We start from the raw sequence: 23,748 nt of genomic DNA, 5'->3' as shown, positions 1-23,748 counted from the left end.
GGGGAGGTAGATTTATGAAGAAAAAATGGATGGTCACTTCGCTTGGCGCGACACTCTTGTTTTCAACAATTTCGCCAACGATGTCAGCTCCGGTCGAGGCCAGTCAAGTCAAGTCATCGGTTATTTCTCTAGGTTCTACATACGCTTATGGGGGGAAACTTGTATTGCCAAAAACATACAAGTCTCAACCTGTTCGTTGGTACAAGTCAAAATTCAATGCGAAGTTAATTAATCAACCGCAAGTGATCAACGGATACATCGTGAAATCGAAAAAGCCAGTTTCGATTAAAGTGACAGTGGATAACTATCCAATCAGTTTTGTGAATCGAGTCGTGAAGGTGAACGTCGAACAAGGGGAAACGGCACAACTTCCAACTCGATTGAAAGCAAAATTTGCGAAGGGTACATATTTCGTCAATGTGAATTGGGGTCAGGTTGATACGTCAAAAGAAGGCGTTCAAACGGTGACGGGGACGTACACACGAAATAACACGACCATCACGATCGAAGCACAAGTCAACGTGAAACCGATGAAGACGTTCAAAGTAAACATTATGCATACGAATGATACACACGGACGTGTTGAGGCGTTCCCGAAACGGATGACGGCAATCAAGGAATATCGTGCCACTCATCCTGATGCATTGCTTCTCGATGCAGGTGATGTCTTCTCGGGTACACTTTACTTCAATGAGTACAAAGGACTTGTCGATGCTAAGTTAATGAACTATGCCGACTATGACTTGATGACGCTCGGTAACCATGAGTTTGATTTAGGCGGAGATGAGGATGGGAACCTCGAACTTCATAACTTCGTGAAAGTACTGAAGACGCCAATCGTATCGTCAAACGTTGATTTTTCAAAAGATGACTTGTTGTCAAATCTTTACCGCGATCAAATTGCAGAAGATGCAAAAGGCGGTAAAATTTATAAAACTTACGTCAAGGAAGTAAAAGGCGAGGACATCGGATTTATCGGATTGACGACGATGGACACAGCTGTAATCGCAAGCCCAGGTTCGGTTCAATTCTTGAACTATATCGAAAGTGCCAAAGCTGCGGTTGCAGAATTGGAAGCGGCAGGCGTCAACAAGATTGTCGCGTTATCGCACCTTGGTTATAACGATGATCCAAAAGTAGACAACGACTTATTGCTTGCTAAACATGTAGAGGGTCTTGACGTCATCATCGGCGGTCATTCACACGATGAGTTGAAACAGCCTGTCATCGTAAATGAAGACACGGAACCGACGGCCATCGTACAAGCATCAGAATACGGAAAACGTTTAGGGACACTTGAAGTCGAGTTTGATAAAAAAGGAAAACTCGTCGTCGTTCATGAAGAAATCAATGGAGTCGCTACCGTCGTCAAGCCGTTCGGACAGTTGGTGAACTTGGAAGGCGCGATTGCAGAAGATGCTGGAGCGAAGAAAATCATCGCCCCATATAAAGCACAAATTGACGCGATTATGAAACAAGAGATTGGTGCGAACGCAACGGAGCCATTGGCTACTCACGACGAGAACAATGTCCGTCTCGTGCGTAAACAAGAGACTGGAATCGGTAACTTGATTGCGGACGGTATGTTAGCTAAGGCGAAAGAACTCAACCCAGAGGTATCGGTCGCCTTCACGAACGGCGGCGGGATTCGTGCGCCAATCGATGCGGGCGCGATCACAGTAGGCGAAGTCATCACGACATTGCCGTTTGGTAATACGTTGGCGACGGTAACGTTGTCAGGGGAAGAACTCAAGGAAGTGCTCGAACGATCGGTATCGAACGCACCAAATGAACTAGGTGCTTTCCTCTCTGTCGCTGGAATGCGTTTTGAGTATGATAGTTCGCTTCCGACTGGTGCACGTGTCACGAAAGTGGAAATTAACGAAGCCGGTACGTTTGTCGAACTAGATGCTGCTAAGACGTATACAGTGGCAACGAACGCGTTCACAGCAAAAGGTGGAGACGAGTTCAAGACACTCGAAAAAGCATATGCTGAGGGACGTGTGACTGACCTTGGTCTTTCGGATTGGGAAAACTTCCGGGATCATCTTGTCAGCATTGGCGAAGTGACACCGAAAGTTGAAGGACGCGTAGTCGATACAAAAACACCGTAATGCTTTAGTACCGAAGAAGCCCCTTTTCATAGTAAGGGGCTTTTTATATTGCAATTAGATTAGCCTTGCCGATGCGCACCAAGTGATGCATACGGATTACGACAATCATTATATCCAATCTATGGAGAGGATATAAAAGTGAACAGGCAAACGTTTTATATGATGTATGAACGGGCATACGACGAAGGTACAAATCATTTAAACGAAGCGAAGGAGGCATTCGACTGATGAAACCGACGGATCCATTGACTTACAGACGTGGGTATCTCGTATATGAGAAGAGGATGGCTCCTGTTTCAATACCTGAGGCTTTATCACATTGGAACGTTCACGATATGAAGGACTATGTTCTTATATACGATCCATGCGTCCCATTTGACGTGATTGTGGACAATGAAGTGTTTTTATTAGGAACAGCCTGGCATGTCCATGGTAAACCTGTCGCGGAAGTGCTGCGGTCTTCTTATGAGACGAGCGAAGACGGGCTGTTCGATGAGCTTGATTTTGTCGCTGGACGATACTTACTGTTTTATCGCTCCGGTGCTGACGATTCTTTACATGTCACACAGGATGCTTTCGGGATGAAAAGTGTGTTTTATTCTGCGGACAAACGATGTCTCAGTTCCCACTACTCGTTATTACGAGAAGTGACGGGTTGCAAAGAACCGTTTGAAGACGTCTTGTCTCTATTAAAACGAAAGATCACCAACAATATGATTCCCGGTCATTTCACACCAGACCGCAACGTTCATATGTTGACCCCTAACCAGACGATGAATTTGAACTCGTTTTCATGGCGGCGCATCTTCCCGAGAGAAGCATATGAACCCATTTCGGTTGAAGAGGCGGTCGAAGCGATTGACGGTGCTGTCAGTCAGTTACTTCACCAAATCGATCAGCGCCTACTCGTCCCGATCACTGCGGGGCTAGATAGTCGCTCCACGCTTGCGCTGTTGCGTTGTGAGTCGAGCCATCAGTACTTCACTTACGGTAAAGCGTCGGTCCGGTCACTCGGTAATGATTTGCGCATTGCCCGGGAAATTGCTCGGCAGTTCCGAATGCCTCATACCACGTTGCATCTACGTGGGGACTTTGGCAAAACAAATGAAGAAAAAGAATTCATGTCACACCTTCGGAAAGTGACGATTCGAAGACATTCGTTCGAAGTGGCGTGGCAGTATTACCACCACTTTGATGATGACTATTTACATATCCGATCGAACGGATATGAGGTGGCACGTCGATATTATCGACAAGCGTTCGCCTTAACGGAAGACTTGTCTGTTGAAGGGATGGCCCGGACTTTTTCGCGTTTCGCGATCACTGACGAGACGGTATTCGATTTGTCTAGGCAGTTCATCCAACAGTCGCAATTGGCTGAACATCTAAACTATGATCCATATGATTTATATTACTGGGAACACCGGATGGGCACGTGGCATGCTTCACTACTGCTTGAGAGTGATCTCGCCCACGACTCGTTCATTTTGATTAATTCCCGTTACGTGTTGAAGCACCTGTTAAGTGTTCCGACTGACGCACAAGAACAAGGGCTCGTGCAAAAACGCTTGATTGAACGATATGCACCACATTTACTCGACTTCGCCATCAATTGATTGAACGGAATACATCAATTGATGATACGCGTCCTGCTCGCTAAGTGGAACGGATAGTCGAGACATGTCTCGTAATATATGATGTTTCTCGTACGAATTAGTCTCCGCGTAACGTAATAGGATATTCCATTGGGCGCTTATTTTTTTGCGTAACATGGTTGTGAGAGCCCCTCGACTCGAAGACAGTAACGAGTACAACTCTTGAATGACAGTTAGACGGTCCGTGACCGCGAATAAATACGTCGGTTGTTGACGCGACAATGAGTGTTGGCGGCGATGTCGAAAATACACGGCACGAGTTGGTGCGATTCGAATCTGAAATGATCGGTGTGCGAATAACGTGGAAAAATAGACAACGTCTTCTGCGCTTCGTAAATGGTGTTTGAAGGCGACCGTCTGAGCTGCTTCGGTCGGAATGAGTTTACACGTCGTCATCGTCAAAACACGATGAAGTCGGCTAAGTGCAACATCAAAGGAAGGTCGTTCCCCCGCTTCAACGGAACGGATGTCTTGTTCGATGGGGCTCTCATGGATTGCTCCGTTCGGAAGAACGTCGGTCAAGTGAGCGATGGTGATCCCGAGCAACGAAGCGTGGTTCAATAAGTCCTCGAGATATGTCGGTGAGAGTGTGTCATCGGCATCGACGAACGTCAAAAATTGAAACGAGGCTTTCGACATGCCTGTATTTCGCGCATGACTCGCTGAAGCGACGGGACTGTATAACAGACGGAGCGGTAACGTCTCATAAGCACGAGCTATTTCACATGTTCCATCATCAGGACCGTTTACGACTAATATGACTTCAAACAATGTAGAGTCCAGTGTTTGGGATGACAAACTGGTTAACATGTTAGAAATATGTTCTCGACTTTGATACGCCGGTAAAATGACACTGACACCGAATGGACGATGGAGAGATCGCCGCAAATCATGTTTTGACTCATTCATCATCATCACCTTGCAACTGAAGGGCTGCTGCTAACGCGGCATGGAGGTGGGCCTCGGTCGCTTGTTGTTTGGAGATTTCCCGACGCAAGTTTCGAATGACTTGACGATGGTTCGTCAAACGGTGTTGTAATTGCTCATTTTCAAGTTGAAGGTGCAAGTGGTCGCTCTCTAATTTTTCTTGGGCGATTAGAAGGTCATCAATCGTGTGACGCAATGAGCGGAGCTCCAATGACAAGTTTTTTGAGTTCATAATAGCCTCCTCGTTCCTTGATGGAAATTTGCTTCACTGTATAAAATTTGCTACGATACGAAAGATAATGTAAAAAAATTCGAATGTGACGTAAAAGGAGAATTCATAGACAGATGAATTATAAAAAAATTCTCAACGATTTGACAGAACACGTAGCCTGGGCGCAAAGCGAAACGCGTCGCGTGAAGGATATGAGCCATCTAGATTCTGAATCATTGAAGCGAATCAAACGGTTGCCACGACTTGATTATTCGTTGGACCAATTTAGAAAACGTAAAGAACGGGCTCCTAAGAAGTTGGAAATCGTACAAAAATATCATAATGCCAGCAATCGACATTACCTCACTCAGTTCAAACAGTCTATGGCGCTCATCGGTGAAAGTAACGGATCCCGCTATTATAAAGGATTGACGAAACCGAATGTCGCAATCGTTTGCTCTGAGTTTATGTATGAGTTTTATAAAGATGCAATGAACCTTCATTACGTCACTCCGACAAATGCGGAAGACATTTTCGCTGAACCGATCGACTTCTTCCTCATTCTAACATCTTGGAAAGGACTATATGAGGACGAATGGCGTGGGATTTCAAATCCAGACTCCGAAAAACGGGAAGCACTCTATCGCATTATCGACCATGCAAAATCACGTAATGTGCCTGTTGTCATGCAATCGACAGAAGATCCGAGTAACTACTCTCGCTTTATCGGGATTGCTCAACGGAGCGATGTCATCTTTACTGGAGATGAAGGGAAAATCTCGGAGTATCAATTAGATTGCGGTCATGATCGCATCGGGGTGCTTGAGTTTGGGGTAAACCCGAAATTACACAACCCAATCGGTACGCGGTCTGTCGAGAAAATTGACGGTGCGTTGTTCGCCGGTAGTTGGATGGAGAAGTATGGCGAGCGGACTGAAGATATTATGAAGTTGTTAAACGGCGTTTTATTAGCGGATAAACAACTCGATATTATCGACCGGAACTATTCGCTTAACGATCCACGTTACCACTTCCCTGAAGAGTTTGCTCCGTACGTAGCGCCAAGCGTAAATTACGTTGAATTGCAGAAGCTGAGCAAGAGCTATGACTGGGTGTTAAACGTCAACAGCATCAAATATAGTCCGACGATGTGTGCCCGCCGTGTCTATGAATCCCAGGCACTCGGTAATTTGATTTTGTCGAACTATAGTGTTGCCGTGAATAACTATTTCCCGAATATCTTTATTGCGACAAATGAGGCGGATGCGGAGTCGATCATGTCTATGTTCACTGCGGATGAACGCTATGAGCATCAAATGCATGGCGTTAGAAATGTGATGTCGCAACATACCGTATATCATCGTCTTCAGACTATCTGGAGCGCTTTAGGTCATGAAGAAGCGCAACTTGAAAAATCTGTACTCGTCGTCGGTAGTGGCCAAAACAAATTGGTGCAACAAGATTTCGAGCAACAATCGTATTCAAATAAGACGTTTGTCCGCGAAGAAGAAGTGACAGCAGAGCTAGTCGCTGCCTATGATATGGTCACGTATTTTAATGATCAATTTGCGTATGGACCTTACTATTTAGAAGATTTAGTGAATGGCTTCAAATATACGGACGTCGATTTCATCACGCAAGTCGTGTATAAAGAAGGCCATGAATGGAACGAAGGAATCGAACATGTGTACACGGATTCGTTCACGAGTCGCTACACGACACTCTATTGGACGGCGTCCGTACCTTATGACGTGATTTCGGGCCAAGAGAAGAATCATGATTTAAAAGGCTATGCCGTGGATCGTTTTAATTTGGAACGACGGATTGCTCAAGATGAGTCTGAACAAGAAATTCGTACAGACTATAAGATGACGGTCGTCATTCCGGTCTACAATAACGGAAAATACTTATACAATAAGTGTTTCTTAAGTTTAAAACGTAGCTCCATGTTTAAAGATATGGAAATCATTATCGTTGATGATGGATCATCTGACATTGAAACGATTCGTCAAATTCGTCACATCGAAGACAATTATGCGAATGTCACGACGCATTTGTATGAGATGGGTGGTAGCGGCAGTGCGTCAAGACCACGTAACAAAGGTGTCGAGATGTCGACGACCGACTACATCGTGTTCCTGGATCCTGACAATGAAGCAACGGAAGACGGTTACGCTTTCCTCTATCAACTGATGGAGCAAGACCCAGACCTCGACTTTGCAACCGGTCACATGAAAAAATTAGCGGAGAAAGAATCGCCAATCATGTTACCTAAGTCGTATCAGCAAGATCAACTTGTGTTGAATGATCCTCGCCAATACCTACTGGATCATAATTTCAGCGTACAGAGTATCCAGGCGATGGTAATTCGGAAATCATTCATCGAAGCGCATCAACTTGAGCAAGTTGTAGGGGCGGTTGGTCAAGATTCGTTATTCTTTACGGAAATGATGCTCAAAGCCAAAAAAGTCTTGTTGGTGAATAAAGTGATTCATGATTACTATGCTGCAGTGAGCGGGTCGACCGTGAATGCGATTACCACCAAATATTTTGAAAAGTGTCTGTTGCGTGAAGAAGCACGGGCGAAAGTATTCAAGGAAGAACATGTGCTTGACGCCTTCAACAGTCATCGTTTCGAAGTGTTCTTTGAACTTTGGTATTTGCGCCACTTGAAGCGGAGTAATCTACAAGACTTCAAGCACAATGTCACGATCTTGTATAAAATCTATGAATTGTTCCACCCAGAGACATTGAAAAACGAAAAGGTAGCCACATTTGTCGAATTGTATGAGAAGAACAACTTAGAACAATTGGCGAAACAATTTGGACCTGAGCAATGAATATGGAGGAACGAGCAATGAATGAACAGAATGATGTGTCAACCTTACAGCGTGAAAACCAACAGTTGCGTGAAGAGAAAGTGACAGTCGAGATGGAAAAAGAAGTGATTTTCAATCACTATGAAGAATTATTGAAACGCTATGAAACATTATCCGCGCTGTCTCAATATATGGCGAAAGAGCTTTCTGAAATTGCGCCACGTTATGAAGCGTTGAACAAATCCAAACTAACCAAAGTGACCCGGAAGTATTGGGAATTGAGACGGAAATTGCGTCGGAAGTGACTCGGGTCGTTGTGTGACAGGATAGACATGACTTTGTTATTAGTTTGTAGTTGCTTCTAAATATGGCGCGGAGTATAATTGCTATTGTTTTAACGAAGAGAAAAAAATAGTATATGAAGCAATTCATTAAAAATGAACAGTACTTTGGAGGTAACGACAATGAAAGTTTGTACGATCGGATTAGGATATATTGGACTCCCAACATCAGCAGTATTTGCACAATATGGAGTAGACGTCGTTGGTGTGGATATCCATCAATCGGTTGTCGATAAATTGAACCGTGGAGAAATTCACATCGAAGAGCCTGGTCTTGGAGATGTTGTTAAATCTGTGGTCGAAAACGGTAAATTCCGTGCTTCAATGGAACCGGAAAAAGCGGATGCTTTTATCATTGCGGTACCAACACCAAACAATGATGACGAGCATAAATCATGTGATTTAACGTATGTCCTAGATGCGACAAAACGTGTCTTACCTCATGTAGAGAAGGGGAACGTCATCATTGTCGAATCGACAATCGCTCCACGTACGATGGATGACTTTGTGAAGCCACTCGTAGAAGAAGCAGGGTTTGTAGTCGGAGAAGATATTTATCTTGTTCACTGCCCAGAACGCGTTCTTCCAGGCCAAATCCTTCATGAACTTGTTCATAACAACCGTATCGTCGGTGGATTGACGCCAGCATGTGCCGAAGCAGGAGCTCGTGTATACGGCACATTTGTTGAAGGTGAAATCATTAAAACAGATGCTAAAACGGCAGAAATGTCGAAGTTGATGGAAAATACGTTCCGCGACGTCAACATCGCCCTTGCGAATGAACTCGCTAAAGTATGTAACGCCCTCGACATTAACGTTCTCGACGTGATTGAAATGGCGAACAAACATCCACGCGTTAATCTTCATAGCCCAGGACCAGGTGTTGGTGGACACTGTCTCGCTGTAGATCCGTACTTCATCGTAGCGAAACAACCTGAACTTGCGAAAATCATCAAATTGTCACGCGATACGAACGTATCGATGCCTGCATACGTTGTTGAAAACGTTCAAAAACTTGTTGGCGACTCGAAAGATGCCAAGGTTGCTGCTTTCGGCGTAACGTACAAAGGTAACGTGGATGACATGCGTGAAAGTCCTGCGGTCGAGATTATCGAATTGATGCTCGAACAAGGAATGAATGTCGCTGTGCATGATCCGCACGTAGAAGTTTCATCATCGAAGCACTTTGATCTCGTTTCAAAAGAAGCTGCGTTACAAGATGCAGACATCGTCCTCATCTTAGTCGATCACAATGAATTCAAAGAATTGAACTTTGCTGAGTTGACATCAATGATGCGTCGCCCAATGATTTTTGATACACGAAATATTGTTAAAGCCGACCAAGATGAACAAGTCGATGTCGTGAATTACGGCAACCTCTATTCTTTTGTGAAAAAGGCTAATCTCACTGTCTGAGAGGTGGGCTTATGTTAAAAGCTCCTAAGCAAATATATTCTGAAATTCGGGAGAGTCTCTATTTAATATTGAGACTCTCTATGTATGAAACAAAAAGTATGTATTCGATGCAATACTTAGGGTTTCTTTGGGAATTAGTGACACCGATTCTTCAAATCTCGGTCTACTGGTTTGTGTTTGGTTTTGGTATCCGAGAAGGAAGAGATATAGATGGTGTCGCGTTCTTACCATGGTTGGTCAGCGGAATCATTGTATGGTTTTTTATCAGCCCAGCAATTACGACAACTGCCCGTTCCGTGTACTCGCGGATCGGGCTCGTTTCTAAAATGAGCTTCCCCCTCAGTACGATTCCGGCATACGTTTTATTATCGTTGCTCTATCGACACTTCGGGATGATTCTTGTCAGTTTCGTTTTGCTTGCCTTCTTTGGTTACTACCCAGGATTGCATACGTTCTGGTTGATTTATTTGTTAATTAGCGCTGTCGCCTTGCTTTACGCGCTCGCACTGTTGACATCAGCTTTAACAACGATCATTCGCGATTTGCAAAACTTGCTCATGTCCGTTATGCGTATGATGCTTTATTTAACACCGATTTTTTGGTTACCTACGGGTTGGGTTCAACAAGTACTTCAATTGAATCCCCTTTATTACCTCGTAGAAGGCTATCGCTCCATGTTTTTAGGCACGGATTGGATTGTGGAAAATTGGGAATGGGGCTTCTACTATTGGGGCATCGTCCTCATTTTGTTCTTCGTAGGCTCGAATGTGCATATGCGTTTCCGTCGTTACTTTATCGATTACATTTAAGGAGGGTATCTGATGACGTCACAAGTGAAATTTGAAAATGTTTCTAAGCGCTATACCCTCTATCGAAAACAGAGTGATAAATTAAAAGAGATTTTTACAGGGAAGACGAATGGCACACAATTTTACGCGCTTCGAAACGTTAGCTTTGAGGTTCCTCCTGGTGAGGTCGTTGGGATCATTGGAATTAACGGTTCAGGTAAGTCTACCATGTCCAATTTGTTAGCAGATGTCATGCCTCCGACACACGGACAAATCACATTGCGCGGGAAAACCGCACTGATTGCGATTTCGTCTGGTCTAAACGGTCAACTCACCGGCATGGAGAATATTGAGCTGAAAGGCTTGATGCTCGGGATGAGTAAAGAGCAAATTGCAGCATTGACACCTGAAATCATCGATTTTGCCGATATCGGGGAATTCATTCATCAGCCTGTAAAAACCTATTCAAGCGGAATGAAATCACGTCTCGGATTTGCCATCTCGATTAATATCGATCCTGACATTTTAGTCATTGATGAGGCTTTATCTGTCGGTGACCAAACGTTTACTGACAAATGTTTAACAAAAATGAATGAATTTAAAGACCAAGGGAAGACGATTTTCTTTATCAGTCATTCCGTTTCTCAAGTAAAACAGTTTTGTACACAGGCTCTATGGTTAGAGTATGGAGAAATTCGTGAATATGGTCCTGTCGAAGAAATTGTCGGAGAATATAACAAGTTCTTAAAATGGTATCGTCAATTAACCAAGTCCCAACAAAATCAATATAAAGAAAGTAAATTGACGCAACGTACGACAATCGTCGACTCGAATGATTTAGGTGAAACGATTGTATTACCAAGAACTCAACAAACAAAGGAGATGACGGGATGATTAAGGTAATGACTGTTTTTGGAACACGTCCTGAAGCAATCAAGATGGCCCCACTCGTACTTGAATTGAAGAAACGTGAAGGGGTAGAGCCGATTGTTGTGGTAACAGCACAGCATCGACAAATGCTTGATCAAGTCTTAAACTTATTTAAAATCACACCGGATTACGATTTGGATATCATGAAGGACAAACAAACGTTGTTTGACGTGACGACACGGGTCCTTCATGGGATGGACAATGTCATCAAAGAAGCAAAACCGGACATCGTGCTCGTGCATGGTGACACGACGACGACATTTGCGACTTCACTCGCGGCCTTTTACAATCAAACGGCTGTCGGGCATGTCGAAGCAGGTCTTCGGACTTACAACTTATACTCTCCGTTCCCAGAAGAAGCGAACCGACAGCTAACGGGTGTATTGGCAAATCTTCATTTCGCGCCGACCGATGTTTCAGCGGGTAACTTAATTTCTGAAGGTAAGCAACAGGACATGATTTACGTGACCGGGAACACGGCGATCGATGCGTTGAACACAACGGTAAATGATTCGTACACGAACCCGATCCTTGATGAGATCACTGCACAAGGACGTCGTCTTGTCTTGTTGACGGCCCACCGTCGTGAAAACCTCGGAGAGCCGATGCGCAATATGTTCCGTGCCGTGCGTCGTCTCATTGAAAAATATGATGATATCGAAGTGGTCTATCCGGTCCACATGAACCCAGTTGTTCGTGAACTAGCGAATGAGATTCTTCACGACCTAGACCGCGTGCAATTGATCGAGCCACTCGACGTCTTCGACTTCCACAACTTTGCGGCGAAATCACATTTGATTTTAACCGATTCAGGCGGAGTTCAAGAAGAAGCCCCATCACTCGGCGTACCGGTCCTCGTTCTACGTGACACGACGGAACGACCAGAAGGTGTTGCAGCAGGTACGCTTAAGCTCGCAGGTACCGAGGAAGAAACCATTTTTGGATTAGCAGACGAATTGCTATCTGATGAGAAGAAGCATCACGATATGTCGATCGCTTCAAACCCATACGGAGATGGACAAGCTTCAGCACGCATTGTTGATGCGATTTTGACGCACTTCAATAAATAAGTCCTCTCATGAAGGAGTAATCACTATGATGATTCGTAAACGATATATCCGTCCAGCTATTTACCACTATTTTCCGATGGGTGATAAAGACATGATGCACGCAACGGAAGAACAGTACCGGACAAAAATCAGTTTTCGCGATTACGAGGCATCTTCCTCGTTGTACGTTCAAATGTTCGATCAAAAATTTGACGTGCCACCGAGTAAAATTTATCGTCCTGATGCAAAATTGATGGATGCCAATCGTTTACTCGTGGAAGGCAGTTTTGAAGCGAATCTTCCGATTGGAACGCGCATTGAAGTCTACTATATGCAATACAACAAAACGAAACGGATTGTGAACTTGAAGAAACGGTACAATTTGAAGAGCGATACATTCTCATTCCGAGAGGAAATCGAATTGGAAAAAGGTGCTGAGTTCTTTAAACTCGCATTCAAGTTTTATTTGACCGACTCATCGTATGAAGAGCCATATATCGTGATGAATGACGCATGGCTCTCCTTGTTCGCAGATGAACCATTAGATGAGAAGGATGAGGAAGACGAGGAGGACGACGCACATGTTATTTAGTTCATCGGTATTTCTGTTTTATTTCTTACCGATTGTGCTTGGTTTGTACTTCGTGTCTCCCCGTTTTTTAAAGAACTTCGTATTGCTCGCGGCAAGCTTGTTCTTCTATGCATGGGGCGAGCCAAGGTTCGTCATGATTATGCTCGTCTCCATTTTGATGAACTATATGTTCGGGCTTTGGGTCGATCGATACCGACATGACGCCAAGCGTTTAAAAGCGACGATGGTTGCGATGGTCTTAGGAAATATCGGTATGCTTGGCGTCTTTAAATATGCCAGTTTTTTCGTGGAAAACACGAATTCGCTGTTCGGTCTGAATTTGAATGATCCAGAAATCCCGTTACCAATCGGGATTTCATTCTTTACGTTCCAAGCGATGAGTTACGTCATCGATGTGTATCGGAAAGACGGAAAAGTTCAAAAGAATCCACTAGACTTGGCGCTCTATATCGCATTATTCCCGCAGTTGATTGCCGGCCCGATTGTTCGTTATCAAACAGTGGCCGATGAAATCAATGATCGTCGCGAAACGTTGGACGATTTCGTTTCGGGCATTCAACGGTTCGTCATTGGACTCGGTAAGAAAATGATTTTAGCAAATAGTTGTGGCTATGTAGCAGACCAAGTGTTCAATAGCCCAGCAGGCGAAATTTCAACGACGTTAGCATGGATTGGTATTATCGCATATTCGTTACAAATATACTTTGATTTCTCGGGTTATTCAGATATGGCAATCGGACTTGGCCGGATGTTTGGTTTTCACTTTCTTGAAAACTTCAATTATCCGTACATCTCAAAATCAGTCTCAGAGTTTTGGAGAAGATGGCACATTTCACTCGGAAGTTGGTTCCGGGACTATGTCTATATTCCGTTGGGTGGAAATCGTTCCGGCCCGTGGAAGACTTATCGTAACTTAGCGATTGTGTGGACGCTTACTGGAGTATGGCACGGTGCAAGTTGGACGTTCGTCGCTTGGGGTGCCTACTATGGGATTTTCATCATGCTTGAACGAGCATTTCTCGGGAAATGGTTGGCACGGATTCCAGCTGCCTTGGCGCATCTATTTACATTGTTTGTAGTTGTCATCGGTTGGGTATTCTTCAGAGCAGACAATTTCCCATACGCCATCGAGTATTTGCAAACGATGTTCGCGTTAAATAACACGCCGTTGTTTGATTCGACGTCTCAGTTTTATTTAATGCAGTATGGAGCTGTATTGTTAATCGCTATGATTGCGGCTACACCGATTCCGAAATGGCTGACGATGAAGGTTCTAAAATATGAGGTCGAATCTACGAATGTCTCGTATCGAATCTTTACAGGTTTGATTCGAGCAGCAGGGATTTCTCTTTTATTCGTCATCTCCATTTCATTTATCGTGTCCAGTACCTTCAATCCGTTTATTTACTTCCGTTTTTAATCAAAGAGGAGTGCTGATATGCCAAACTTAAAATTATCTGATGACAGAGGCCGGAGTCCTAAAGCGAGAAAAGGTCAAAAATCATCTACGGTGATCAATCTATTGATTATGATGATTTTTCTTGGCACCCTTTTGTTAGGTCTTGCCGTGTATACATTAGGAGATGACCGTGAAATCTCTCACGTCGAAGGCCGTGAATTGGCTCAAAAACCAGACTTTTCTTTTACTAGTCTCTTTGAAGGTGACTATACGGAGCAATTTGAAACGTATACGAACGACCAAGTGTTTCAACGCGATCGTTGGGTATATATTAACGGTTTTGTGAGGAAAAATGGATTGCTTCAGCCGCTGAGTAACGGCATCTATGGTCTTCCAAGTGGCATGTTGCTTGAACCGGCTGAGAAAGTTCAGAATTTCGATGGGTTCAAAGAACCGTTCGGTCAATTTTCAAATGACATGAAACAAGCAGAGGTACCAGTCTGGTTCGCATCAGCTCCTAGTAAGGCATCTTTTGCGGATGCACAAGGACTGATTCCGAGTCATATCCCTTCGTACAATGATGAATCGCGAAAGGTCATGCATGGGGTTTTAGATGAAGTCGGGATTGAAGTGATTGATTTGTATGATTCATTAAAGGAAAACGATATAGAAGATGTTTACTTTAAAACAGATCATCACTGGTCAATCAATGGAGCCTATGTAGGATATGAGCAAATTATGTCCACGCTTCAACAAGAGTTTCCGGAATTAGAGACGTTACCGAAAGAACATTGGGAGTCAAAAAGCATGACCACTCCTTATTATGGGACGTACGCGCGAAAAGCTTCGCTTCCTTACGTGAAATCAGCAGATTATTTAGAGTACTGGGAGCCGACGGAAGGGTTTAATTCGCAAGTGTGCATGAGTTTTGAGTCATGCAACCGCGAAGTGATCGATCGAAATGAATTGAAAAAGACAGATCCGTTTGAAGATTACTATGGTGTGTTCATGGGTGGAAATTACAGCCACTTAAAAATCGAGCAAAAAAGTAAAACGAATGATCGTCATATCGTTGTCCTAAAAGATTCTTACGCCAATCCATTGCTCGGGTTGTTAGCGGAGTCCGTTGGAGAAATTACCGTGTTTGATGTGCGGTATACAAAGGATATCGATATTTCAGAATATATCGTTGAAGAAGACGTAGATGGTGTCATGTTCATGCACAATGACGTCATTAGTGGACTAGCTGAAGATTATTCGAATAGTTTTTAATGTTCACAACGTGCCAATCATCCACGCGATGATTGGCCTTTTTTTATGAAGACCAGCTATACTAACAGGTAGGCAGGTGAATCAAGTGAAACGACGACATGCAGACGGCACGTATCGTTACGTCCTCGTTCTCGGTGCGAAAGTAAATGGGATTCAACCGTCCCGTGCTTTATTGCACCGGATTGAAGCGGCGGCTGCGTATGCGAACAAGCATCCACACATCGAGCTGATTGCTTCCGGCGGACAAGGACCCGACGAAGGGATGGCCGAGGCGCGCGTCATTGAACGAGAGTTAATGAAACGTGGCGTTGATGAGGCGCGAATCCATGTGGAAGCAGACTCGACATCGACGTACGAGAATTTTTTGTTCAGCCGTTCGATTTGGGATGGAGAGCCTGGGTTGACGATTGTTACGAACGACTTTCACGTCAGGCGAGCCCAACTCGTCGGTAAGCTGTATTTTGGACTTGCGACCGATGCGCTCTATGCGAAGACGCCGGCGGCAACGAAATGGAAGTACGTCGTTCGGGAACAGCTGGCCTATGTAAAATTGTTCATCAACTATACGCGCTGGAAATGGCGGCCATGACAAAAGGGACTTCGTGATGAAGTCCCTTTTTCGTGTGATCACGTACCGATAATCATTCCACCGATGACGCCGACGATGACGAGCGCCCAAGGCGGCATTTTCCAATACGCGATCATGGCGAACAAGAAAGCTGCGAAGACGAAGTCGACCGCACCATTCACTGTGCTCGTGAAAATCGGCTGATAGAAGGCAGCGATCAAAATCCCAACGACGGCAGCGTTGACCCCGATGAGTGCACCGGCGACTTTCGGGTTGCGACGGAGCGCATCCCAAAACGGCAAGGCGCCGAGAATCAACAGGAACGCCGGCAAGAAGATCGCGAACGTGGCGAGCAGTCCGCCCGGGACGCCGTTGATGACGGTCCCGAGATAGGATGCGAACGTGAAGAGTGGTCCTGGTACGGCTTGAGCGGCCCCGTAACCGGCGAGAAACGCCTCTTCGCTCAAGAAGCCGGCCGGCACGAGTTCACGCTCGAGGAGCGGCAAGACGACGTGGCCACCGCCGAAGACGAGGGCCCCGGCGCGGTAAAAGCTGTCGAACATGGCAATCGATTGATGTTCGATTGTCTCCCGTAAAATCGGCGAGATGACGAGGAGCGCACCGAACAGACCGAGGAGCGTCGCCCCGAGCCGTTTCGAGAGCGGGAACGAAGCTGATTTGACGTCGAGATTTTGTGGTTTGAACAGCAAGAACCCGGCCAGACCCGCTAGCAAGATGACGAGCACTTGACTATAGGTTGTCTGCCACAACAAGACCCCTGCGAGCGCGAAAAACGCGATCGTCCGTGTCTTTGCGTCCGGTGTCAGTTTGCCGGCCATGCCGAGAATGGCATGGGCGACGATCGCGACGGCGACGACTTTCAGTCCATACAGCCAGCCCGCGTCCGAGACGTCAAAACCAGATACGAGCAAAGCGAACAAGATGAGTGCGATGACGGACGGTGACGTGAAGCCGATGAACGAGGTGATGCCACCAAGAATGCCACCGCGGACGATCCCGATACCAATCCCGACCTGGCTGCTGGCCGGGCCCGGCAAGAACTGACAAAGGGCGACGAGGTCGGCGTAGGCACGCTCGTCCATCCACTTGCGGCGACGAACGTATTCTTCATGGAAGTAGCCGAGGTGGGCGACCGGTCCGCCGAACGAGGTCAGGCCGAGCCGGGTCGATACGAATAAAATCTCAAGTAACGTCTTAAACGTTACACGTTGGTTAGACATGTGATTCACTCCTTAATTTCCTTGAACAGTTCATACGCTTTTTGACGGGCTTCAGCCAACACACGGATCCCTTTTTCCGTCGTCGTGTAGTTTTTGCGGATATGTCCATCGACGAGTTCATTCGTTCGGACGAGCAGGCCGTCCTGTTCCATGCTGTGTAAAATCGGATAGAGCGTGCCGGCACTGATCGAGTAGCCATGCTCTCGAAGTTCTTCGACCATCCACGCCCCATATACCGGATGGTCGGCAGCATGGTGCAAAATATGAATGTGAATGAAACCGAGGAACAACTTTCGAAGGACGCGGTCTTCCACGTTCATCATCTCCTTAAAATCGGTTTTCGATATCGGTTTTCGTAATCATGTTAACAAGAGGGAACAAATGATGCAACCCGCGAGGTGTCCTTTACAGAAACTTAATGTGCGCATATTCTGAAGAATTAAATCGGGAAATCTAGGGAATATATCCAAAATGGGGTAAACTTAAGGACATAATCCATCGCGAGGAGGAGTTACCGTGCTGAACCAGGATAAATGCCATGAATCTCTATTACGTCATTTGCCCCAAGGCTATGTCGAGTTCAAGGTTCTTTACGATGAGTCGAATCGCCCTGTCGATTATGTGTTCGTGGATGTGAACGAGTCATTTGAACGGATTATGCAGTCAAATCGGCGACGATTTATCGGTGGGCGGGTCACAGAGATTTTAAAAGACTTTGAATATAGTGAGCGGGAGTGGATTGATCAAATCGCGAAATCGATAACGAGTGATGAATCGATTTCCTTTGAACATTATTCGCGTCGCAATCAAGCCTGGTTTGAGCTGAGCATCTTCAGTGAAAGAGCCGATTATATCTCCGTGATTTTTCACGATATTACGTCATATAAACAAGAAAACAATGCGTTGAAACAACTCGTGAACGTGTCACAACGCTTCATCTCGAGTGGGCGCGATTTATTGATGAACCAACAGTTTTTAGATCAAATTCGTGAGTTCACTGGCGCTAAGGCGGTCGCCCTCAATTTAATGAATCCAGACGGGAAAACGTATTCGACCGTCGCCTTGAGCGGATTGAACGAGACGGTTGAGCGGAGCTTAGATGTGTTAGGGTTTCATCCGGTAGGGAAAAAATGGGGTGTGTATCCCGAGCATATTCGATTGAATGAAGCGGTCAATCCGATTGTATACGATCAGATTGAAGCGTTGACAGAAGGGATTTTACCGAGGCGGCTCGTCAAAAATCTCGTTCGCATTTTTGATCTTGGTCAAGTTATCATCTTTAAGATTGAAAAGGACGACGTCTTTTATGGCGACTTGACGATTGTCATGAATGCGAACCGTCAGGCGAATCGTCTTGGTTTGGTCGAACTTTACATTCACCATATCCTCGCACAGATGACACCAGACCATGATCCAGAAGAAGTGAAAGAATCGATGTTCAACGGATTCGCCACGGTCGATTTGGAATGCATCATGTCGTTGAGCACTCGAGATGTCTTGTATTTGAACAAAACATGGGAGCGGGTGCTCGGGCATTCGCTTGAAGAGTTAGAGAACATGAAGTTCCTCAGTCTTGTTCATCCCGATGATCGGGAGAAAACCGAGGCTGCGTTTGATGAATTATCACAAACAGGCGAACTGTTCCGTTTCGTCAATCGCTATCGGACGATTGACGAAGATTATCGCTCCATTGAGTGGCATTGCAAAGTTCAAGGGAACTATATTTATGCGGTTGCCAAGGATGTGACGGAGCGGGTTCAACTCGAGCAAAAACTTGCCGACCGAGACCGGCTGCTCACAAAGTTGTCTGATCAAATCCCAGGGGCCATTTATCAGTTTGAATTGAAGCAAGATGGCTCTTTTTCGTTCCCATTCTTTAGTCGAGGTTTCGAAGAAATGATTGGCATTTCGTCCGAAGAAGTGAAAGCTGACGCAAACACAGTATTTGCGAAGATGCACCCGGAGGACTATCCATATGTCATGGCGAGTATCGACGAGTCTTATCGCAACTTAACGATTTGGGATGCCGAGTTTCGAATCGTCACCGACGAAGGACGCACGGTTTGGATTTTAGGCTCTTCACGACCTGAACAGTTAGCAGAAGGTCACGTCCTTTGGCACGGATACATTGGTGATGTGACAGATAAAAAGAAATATGAGATGGAAATCGAATATTTAAGTTATCATGACCAATTGACTGGCGTAAAAAATCGTCGCTATTTTGAAGAGGCGCTTTTGACTTATGATACCGAAGAATTTTATCCGCTCGCGTTGATTATCGTCGATATTAACGGTCTCAAGCTCACAAATGATGCTTTCGGTCATCTCGTCGGCGATCGACTCTTAATTGAAGCGTCAGAGGTTTTAAAGAATGAGGTACGGAATCAAGACACGATCGCGCGGATCGGTGGTGACGAGTTCGTTATCATTTTGCCAAATACGGAACTCCATGAGGCGAAGTATTTGTCAGAACGATTGAGCCGTTTGTTATTGGCACGCTCGATTGAAGGGTTACCCATCTCGGCCTCGTTCGGTCAAGCCGTGAAACTGGATGACTCGCTCCCGATGACCGAAGTGTTCAATTTTGCCGAAGATACGATGTATCATCATAAAGTATCGGAGAAACAAAGCCGGCGCCACCACTCGATTCAGTTGATCATGCGGACGCTCTATGAGAAAATCCCGCGTGAGGAAGCGCACTCGCAACGAGTGGCGGAGCTTGCCGGTAAGCTTGGGGAAGCGATGCATTTATCGAGCTCCGAAGTAAACGAGTTGAAAACGGCGGCGATCTTACACGATATCGGAAAAGTTGCCATCAGTAACGATATCCTGGACAAGTCGACCGCTTTGACAGAAGCGGAGTGGCTTGAGATTAAACGTCACCCCGAAGTCAGTTATAATATTTTGAACACGGTTCCTGAGTATGGGACTTTGTCACAAATCGTTTTGGCTCATCATGAGCGATGGGACGGAAAAGGGTATCCGAAAGGAATTCGCGGGACGGATATTCCACTCGCCTCACGCATTATTTCAATCGCCGATACGTTCGACGTTATGGTGACGGGTCGACCGTACCGGCAAGCGAAGACGCTTGACGAAGCGCTAGCTGTGATTGAAGAGGAAGCGGGTCGTCAATTCGATCCTCAACTCGTGGAAGTCTTTTTCCAAAAGGTCGTTCCAACGTTACAACATTAAAAGATGAGACGCTCTGATCGAGTGTCTCATCTTTTTTGATGTCATGTGAGCGGTCGTTTTTTCAATACGATGACCGTTACCGTTAATACGACGAACGTCATACTGATCATCATGAGAACGGATCGGATTGGAAAATGGTCTTCATACATTTGCGCGACCCCATAGTTGAACCAGTACGTCGGCAAGAAGCGTCCGACGACTTGGAGCGTATCGGGTAGCCACGTCAGGCTGATAAAAGCGCCCCCCGTGATGGCAGCGGCCATCGTCACCGACGTTTGCCAAATATTCGCTTTCTCTCGATTCGTCGCCAAGATGGCGATGAGTGAACCGATGGCGAGGCAGACGAATAAATAGACGATGAACAACAGGGTGAGGACAGGCAGGTGGGCGAGAATGTCTTGTCGATAAAGTACGGCGCTGAAAGCGAGCAGCATGAGCACGTAGAGCAGTCCGACGGCGCAAAACGACAAGAACAGCGAACCGATGTAACGCCGTGGTGTGACCGGGGCCGCGAATAGACGCGAGTAAATCTTTTCGTCCCGGTCGTCGGCGACGAACAAAGGGATAAACTGTAAGAACGCCGACATCATGACGAACGATAAGAGACCGAGGAACGCCTGCGTCCGCGCCGTCGTCGCCACGCTCTGTTGGAACGGCTCACTCGAGAGGGTATAGCCGTTCTCGGTCTCGCGTTCGGCGAGTTCGGTGAAACGTTCCTCGTCAAACTCACTTGCGATCAATAGTTGTCGCTCACGGGACAGATATGAATTGAGTGCCTGCTCGATCAAGGCGGCGTCACTTCCCTCGGTCGCGCTGAAAGATAATCGCGGCGTCTCACCATTCAAGAGCGCCTCGGTGAATCCGTCCGGGATCATTAGGACGACATCCTGTCCTTGGAGTAACGCCTCATCCGCCTCGTCCGTATCAAGCGGGGTCACCGAACCGAATCGTCCTGCTTCTTCAATCACGCGACCAGCGAGTGTCCCGCCGTCCCGGTCGAGAATGCCGATCGAGGCGTTCAAGGCGGACGTCGAGTTGAGGAAAGACAGGATGAGCGCAAATCCGAACATGGAGACGAACGTGAACACCCAGAGCCCTTTTTTCCGGAGCATGCGTTTGGCGACATGCCTAAATAGCACCACGGCGATTTCCCCCTTTCCATAGCAACAGACTGAGGGCGGCTAAGACGAACAAATGGATGGCGAGCCAGCCGAGGCTCTGCCAAAACACGGCCGTGTCACCACCGCGTAGGAGCACCTGAAGTATCCCTTCCCGCATGAAGATTGGCATAAAGACGTACTGGGCCCATGGCGCGACGCTCAGTGTCACTTGGTCGAAACCGGGGACGTAGCCGCCGGAGAGAATCATGATGATGGCGACGAACCCGTTGACGATCGCGTCTTTCGTCGCGCGCGAGATACGGGGCAAGCTCGATATGAAGAAACCGAACGCGGTGCCATATAAAGCGAGGGCGAGCCAAGATAGGAACAATAGACTGAAGTGAACGTAGTCGAGTGAGAAGCTACGATACACGAAGTGACTGAACCAAAACACGAGCACGAGTTGCAGGAAGATGAGGGTGTACCGGCTTAAGCTTCGGGCCAGGCGATACTCGATCCGTTTGACGGGGGCGGCTTGAATCCGAAGATAGCTCCCGGTCATCGGCTGCTCCTCGCTAAGCATGCCCGTGATATAGAAAGCACCGAATAGCGCCGTCATGATGGAAATCGTGACGGTGAAATATTCGAGCGACGTCGGGGTTCGTCCTGACAAGTCGACGCTCTCGCTGTCGATGAACGTCTCAGGCGTGAACGGGGAGGAGACGCCCGCCTCGGCGAGCGTGATTTGCTGATTGGCAACGTCCGTGTATTGTCGAAGAATAGCTTCGATGACATCGAACTCGATCGTTGACGGTTCCTCGTAAAGAAGACGGACATCGGGACCGTCCAAATGGAGGATGACGTCGGCGTCACCATCGTTCACGCCGGTCTCGGCAGCGGCGATGCTATCGTACGGGACGAGATTGATGAATGCTTTGATGTCGTCGTCGGCGAGGAACGTCTCGAGCGGCACCCGGTAATCGTCGGTCGACTGCTCGACGTAAGCGACGTCCGTGACCGGGAGTGAGAAGTTGCTGTTGAAGATGGCTGACAGCATCGTGCCGAGTCCAAAGATGAGAATAATCGGGAAGATGAGCATCCAAAACAGGGTCGAGCGGTCACGCAGTTGTTGTTTTACATCGAATTTGATGAACGTCCAAAGTTTCATCGCGCTCACTCCCTCAGCGTCTTACCGGTCAGGGCCAGGAAGACGGTGTTGAGTGACGGGCGGTCGACCGTGATCGAGGTGAAACGGATCTGCTCGTCGTGAAGCACGTCAAGGAGTGGGGCGAGTGGGGTATCTTTCTCGAGCGACACGTCAAGAAAAGGTTCATCGTAATCGACTTTCTTCACCCGATCAAGCGACTCGAGTCGTTCCAAGAGGCCAGGGGTGAGGGCGTCGACTTTAATCCGAGCCGTCTCAAGCGTCATGACTTGATCTTTCAGTTCATCTTGCGTCCCCTCCGCGATAATCCGTCCCTCATCGACGATGGCGACACGGTCGCAGAGCATCTCGACTTCCTCCATATAATGGGACGTATAGATGATTGTCGCCCCGCGTCGATTCAACTCGCGGATATTCTCGAGGATCGTGTTACGTGACTGCGGGTCGATGGCGACGGTCGGCTCATCCATAAAGATGAGTTCTGGTTCATGGACGATGCCGCAGGCGATGTTGAGACGACGAAGGAGCCCCCCGGATAGTTCCGGCGGACGTTTCTTTTGGTGCGGGGTGAGTTCGACGAAGTCGAGGGCGGCCACGGTCTTTTGTTTCGCCTCGGCCGGCTTGAAGCCGTACAGTTCGGCGAAAAATTGGATGTTCTCGAAGACGGTCAGCTGATCGTACACGGAGACGTGCTGCGGGACGATGCCGACGCGTCGTTTGATCGTCAGTTCATCCTTTGGCATCGAATGATCGAAAATACGGATGGTGCCGCTGTCGGCAGGATATAAGTTCAGCATGACCGAGATGGCGGTCGTCTTGCCGGCCCCGTTCGGTCCGAGCAGACCAAATAGTTCGCCGGATTCGACGTGAAGTGAAAAGTCGTTTAAGGCAATCGTCTCACCGAACCGTTTCGTGACATGGTCGAGGGCGATGATGGACACGTTGACGCAACTCCTTTCAATTCAA

The 23,748-nt window shown here is 46.7% G+C and carries 19 protein-coding genes and 1 pseudogene; 13 read left to right on the top strand and 7 right to left on the bottom strand.

All coding sequences use genetic code 11. From position 1 onward, the window contains the following. Positions 1–14 precede the first annotated feature (14 nt). Positions 15–2,114: a 5'-nucleotidase C-terminal domain-containing protein gene (locus tag EVJ33_RS06600; protein ID WP_131435583.1), complete on the top strand. Its 2,100-nt coding sequence runs from the start codon at positions 15–17 to the stop codon at positions 2,112–2,114. A gap of 398 nt (positions 2,115–2,512) precedes the next feature. Further along, a complete protein-coding gene (locus EVJ33_RS06595; RefSeq protein WP_131435581.1) occupies positions 2,513–3,730 on the top strand; it encodes an asparagine synthetase B family protein in 1,218 nt (405 codons plus the stop codon). On the opposite strand, the gene EVJ33_RS06590 is transcribed toward EVJ33_RS06595, so the two are convergent. After that, entirely contained in the window at positions 3,707–4,678 is a 972-nt protein-coding gene (locus EVJ33_RS06590) for a glycosyltransferase family 2 protein (RefSeq protein WP_161566906.1), read from the bottom strand. The genes EVJ33_RS06595 and EVJ33_RS06590 overlap by 24 nt on opposite strands. Next, a complete protein-coding gene (locus tag EVJ33_RS06585; RefSeq protein ID WP_131435577.1) occupies positions 4,671–4,928 on the bottom strand; it encodes a hypothetical protein in 258 nt (85 codons plus the stop codon). The genes EVJ33_RS06590 and EVJ33_RS06585 overlap by 8 nt, the downstream gene beginning before the upstream one ends. 113 nt (positions 4,929–5,041) lie before the next feature. Here EVJ33_RS06585 and EVJ33_RS06580 point away from each other — a divergent pair, with 113 nt between their 5' ends. From EVJ33_RS06580 to EVJ33_RS06535, 10 genes and pseudogenes are all read left to right on the top strand, one after another. Next, positions 5,042–7,747 carry a glycosyltransferase gene (locus EVJ33_RS06580; RefSeq protein ID WP_131435575.1) on the top strand — a complete coding sequence of 902 codons (2,706 nt, stop codon included), beginning with the start codon at positions 5,042–5,044 and terminating at the stop codon, positions 7,745–7,747. A gap of 17 nt (positions 7,748–7,764) precedes the next feature. Next, positions 7,765–8,031, top strand: a complete 267-nt coding sequence (locus EVJ33_RS06575; protein WP_131435573.1) for a hypothetical protein — start codon at positions 7,765–7,767, stop codon at positions 8,029–8,031. Between the two features lie 159 nt (positions 8,032–8,190). Then, positions 8,191–9,483, top strand: coding sequence for a nucleotide sugar dehydrogenase (locus EVJ33_RS06570; protein ID WP_131435571.1), 1,293 nt, complete (start codon positions 8,191–8,193; stop codon positions 9,481–9,483). A gap of 11 nt (positions 9,484–9,494) precedes the next feature. Beyond that, entirely contained in the window at positions 9,495–10,292 is a 798-nt protein-coding gene (locus EVJ33_RS06565; protein ID WP_058764376.1) for an ABC transporter permease, read from the top strand. 12 nt (positions 10,293–10,304) lie between these two features. Further along, positions 10,305–11,081, top strand: a pseudogene (tagH, locus tag EVJ33_RS06560) (teichoic acids export ABC transporter ATP-binding subunit TagH); the annotation flags it as partial. 80 nt (positions 11,082–11,161) lie between these two features. Continuing rightward, positions 11,162–12,271 carry a non-hydrolyzing UDP-N-acetylglucosamine 2-epimerase gene (gene wecB / locus EVJ33_RS06555; RefSeq protein ID WP_131435567.1) on the top strand — a complete coding sequence of 370 codons (1,110 nt, stop codon included), beginning with the start codon at positions 11,162–11,164 and terminating at the stop codon, positions 12,269–12,271. 25 nt (positions 12,272–12,296) lie between these two features. Further along, on the top strand, positions 12,297–12,842 hold the full coding sequence (locus tag EVJ33_RS06550; RefSeq protein ID WP_131435565.1) for a hypothetical protein: 546 nt from the start codon (positions 12,297–12,299) through the stop codon (positions 12,840–12,842). Further along, complete coding sequence (locus EVJ33_RS06545; RefSeq protein WP_131435563.1) at positions 12,832–14,262, top strand: MBOAT family O-acyltransferase; 1,431 nt, start codon at positions 12,832–12,834, stop codon at positions 14,260–14,262. The genes EVJ33_RS06550 and EVJ33_RS06545 overlap by 11 nt, the downstream gene beginning before the upstream one ends. Positions 14,263–14,280: 18 nt before the next feature. Further along, positions 14,281–15,513: a DHHW family protein gene (locus EVJ33_RS06540; RefSeq protein WP_131435561.1), complete on the top strand. Its 1,233-nt coding sequence runs from the start codon at positions 14,281–14,283 to the stop codon at positions 15,511–15,513. An 85-nt stretch (positions 15,514–15,598) separates the two neighbouring features. After that, positions 15,599–16,102, top strand: coding sequence for a YdcF family protein (locus EVJ33_RS06535; protein WP_131435559.1), 504 nt, complete (start codon positions 15,599–15,601; stop codon positions 16,100–16,102). 38 nt (positions 16,103–16,140) lie between these two features. Here EVJ33_RS06535 and chrA read toward each other — a convergent pair whose 3' ends face one another. Together chrA and EVJ33_RS06525 are read right to left on the bottom strand one after the other, a co-directional pair. Continuing rightward, the gene (chrA, locus tag EVJ33_RS06530) at positions 16,141–17,322 is read right to left on the bottom strand and encodes a chromate efflux transporter (protein WP_131435557.1); all 1,182 of its coding nucleotides are present in this window, start codon (positions 17,320–17,322) and stop codon (positions 16,141–16,143) included. A 5-nt stretch (positions 17,323–17,327) separates the two neighbouring features. Beyond that, complete coding sequence (locus EVJ33_RS06525; protein WP_131435555.1) at positions 17,328–17,636, bottom strand: PadR family transcriptional regulator; 309 nt, start codon at positions 17,634–17,636, stop codon at positions 17,328–17,330. Positions 17,637–17,838: 202 nt separating this feature from the next. Here EVJ33_RS06525 and EVJ33_RS06520 point away from each other — a divergent pair, with 202 nt between their 5' ends. After that, complete coding sequence (locus tag EVJ33_RS06520) at positions 17,839–20,517, top strand: HD domain-containing phosphohydrolase (protein ID WP_236634553.1); 2,679 nt, start codon at positions 17,839–17,841, stop codon at positions 20,515–20,517. Positions 20,518–20,558: 41 nt separating this feature from the next. Here EVJ33_RS06520 and EVJ33_RS06515 read toward each other — a convergent pair whose 3' ends face one another. Genes EVJ33_RS06515 through EVJ33_RS06505 form a run of 3 tightly spaced genes read right to left on the bottom strand, consistent with a single transcriptional unit; the run spans position 20,559 to position 23,723 of the window. Then, complete coding sequence (locus EVJ33_RS06515) at positions 20,559–21,659, bottom strand: ABC transporter permease (RefSeq protein ID WP_131435553.1); 1,101 nt, start codon at positions 21,657–21,659, stop codon at positions 20,559–20,561. Continuing rightward, positions 21,646–22,785, bottom strand: a complete 1,140-nt coding sequence (locus tag EVJ33_RS06510) for an ABC transporter permease (RefSeq protein WP_236634552.1) — start codon at positions 22,783–22,785, stop codon at positions 21,646–21,648. The genes EVJ33_RS06515 and EVJ33_RS06510 overlap by 14 nt, the downstream gene beginning before the upstream one ends. A gap of 5 nt (positions 22,786–22,790) precedes the next feature. Next, positions 22,791–23,723, bottom strand: a complete 933-nt coding sequence (locus EVJ33_RS06505; RefSeq protein WP_131435549.1) for an ABC transporter ATP-binding protein — start codon at positions 23,721–23,723, stop codon at positions 22,791–22,793. Positions 23,724–23,748: the final 25 nt, after the last annotated feature.

The organism is Exiguobacterium sp. SL-10 (assembly GCF_004337025.1).
Taxonomy (GTDB): domain Bacteria; phylum Bacillota; class Bacilli; order Exiguobacteriales; family Exiguobacteriaceae; genus Exiguobacterium.
This window is presented reverse-complemented; position numbering and strand designations above follow the sequence as displayed.

What these genes read in the sequence shown, in the direction of transcription:
- EVJ33_RS06600 (WP_131435583.1), top strand. Translation starts at nt 15, where the DNA reads ATGAAGAAAAAATGGATGGTCACTTCGCTTGGCGCGACACTCTTGTTT.
- EVJ33_RS06590 (WP_161566906.1), bottom strand. Translation starts at nt 4,678, where the DNA reads ATGAATGAGTCAAAACATGATTTGCGGCGATCTCTCCATCGTCCATTC.
- EVJ33_RS06585 (WP_131435577.1), bottom strand. Translation starts at nt 4,928, where the DNA reads ATGAACTCAAAAAACTTGTCATTGGAGCTCCGCTCATTGCGTCACACG.
- EVJ33_RS06580 (WP_131435575.1), top strand. Translation starts at nt 5,042, where the DNA reads ATGAATTATAAAAAAATTCTCAACGATTTGACAGAACACGTAGCCTGG.
- EVJ33_RS06575 (WP_131435573.1), top strand. Translation starts at nt 7,765, where the DNA reads ATGAATGAACAGAATGATGTGTCAACCTTACAGCGTGAAAACCAACAG.
- EVJ33_RS06570 (WP_131435571.1), top strand. Translation starts at nt 8,191, where the DNA reads ATGAAAGTTTGTACGATCGGATTAGGATATATTGGACTCCCAACATCA.
- EVJ33_RS06565 (WP_058764376.1), top strand. Translation starts at nt 9,495, where the DNA reads ATGTTAAAAGCTCCTAAGCAAATATATTCTGAAATTCGGGAGAGTCTC.
- wecB (WP_131435567.1), top strand. Translation starts at nt 11,162, where the DNA reads ATGATTAAGGTAATGACTGTTTTTGGAACACGTCCTGAAGCAATCAAG.
- EVJ33_RS06550 (WP_131435565.1), top strand. Translation starts at nt 12,297, where the DNA reads ATGATGATTCGTAAACGATATATCCGTCCAGCTATTTACCACTATTTT.
- EVJ33_RS06545 (WP_131435563.1), top strand. Translation starts at nt 12,832, where the DNA reads ATGTTATTTAGTTCATCGGTATTTCTGTTTTATTTCTTACCGATTGTG.
- EVJ33_RS06540 (WP_131435561.1), top strand. Translation starts at nt 14,281, where the DNA reads ATGCCAAACTTAAAATTATCTGATGACAGAGGCCGGAGTCCTAAAGCG.
- chrA (WP_131435557.1), bottom strand. Translation starts at nt 17,322, where the DNA reads ATGTCTAACCAACGTGTAACGTTTAAGACGTTACTTGAGATTTTATTC.
- EVJ33_RS06510 (WP_236634552.1), bottom strand. Translation starts at nt 22,785, where the DNA reads ATGAAACTTTGGACGTTCATCAAATTCGATGTAAAACAACAACTGCGT.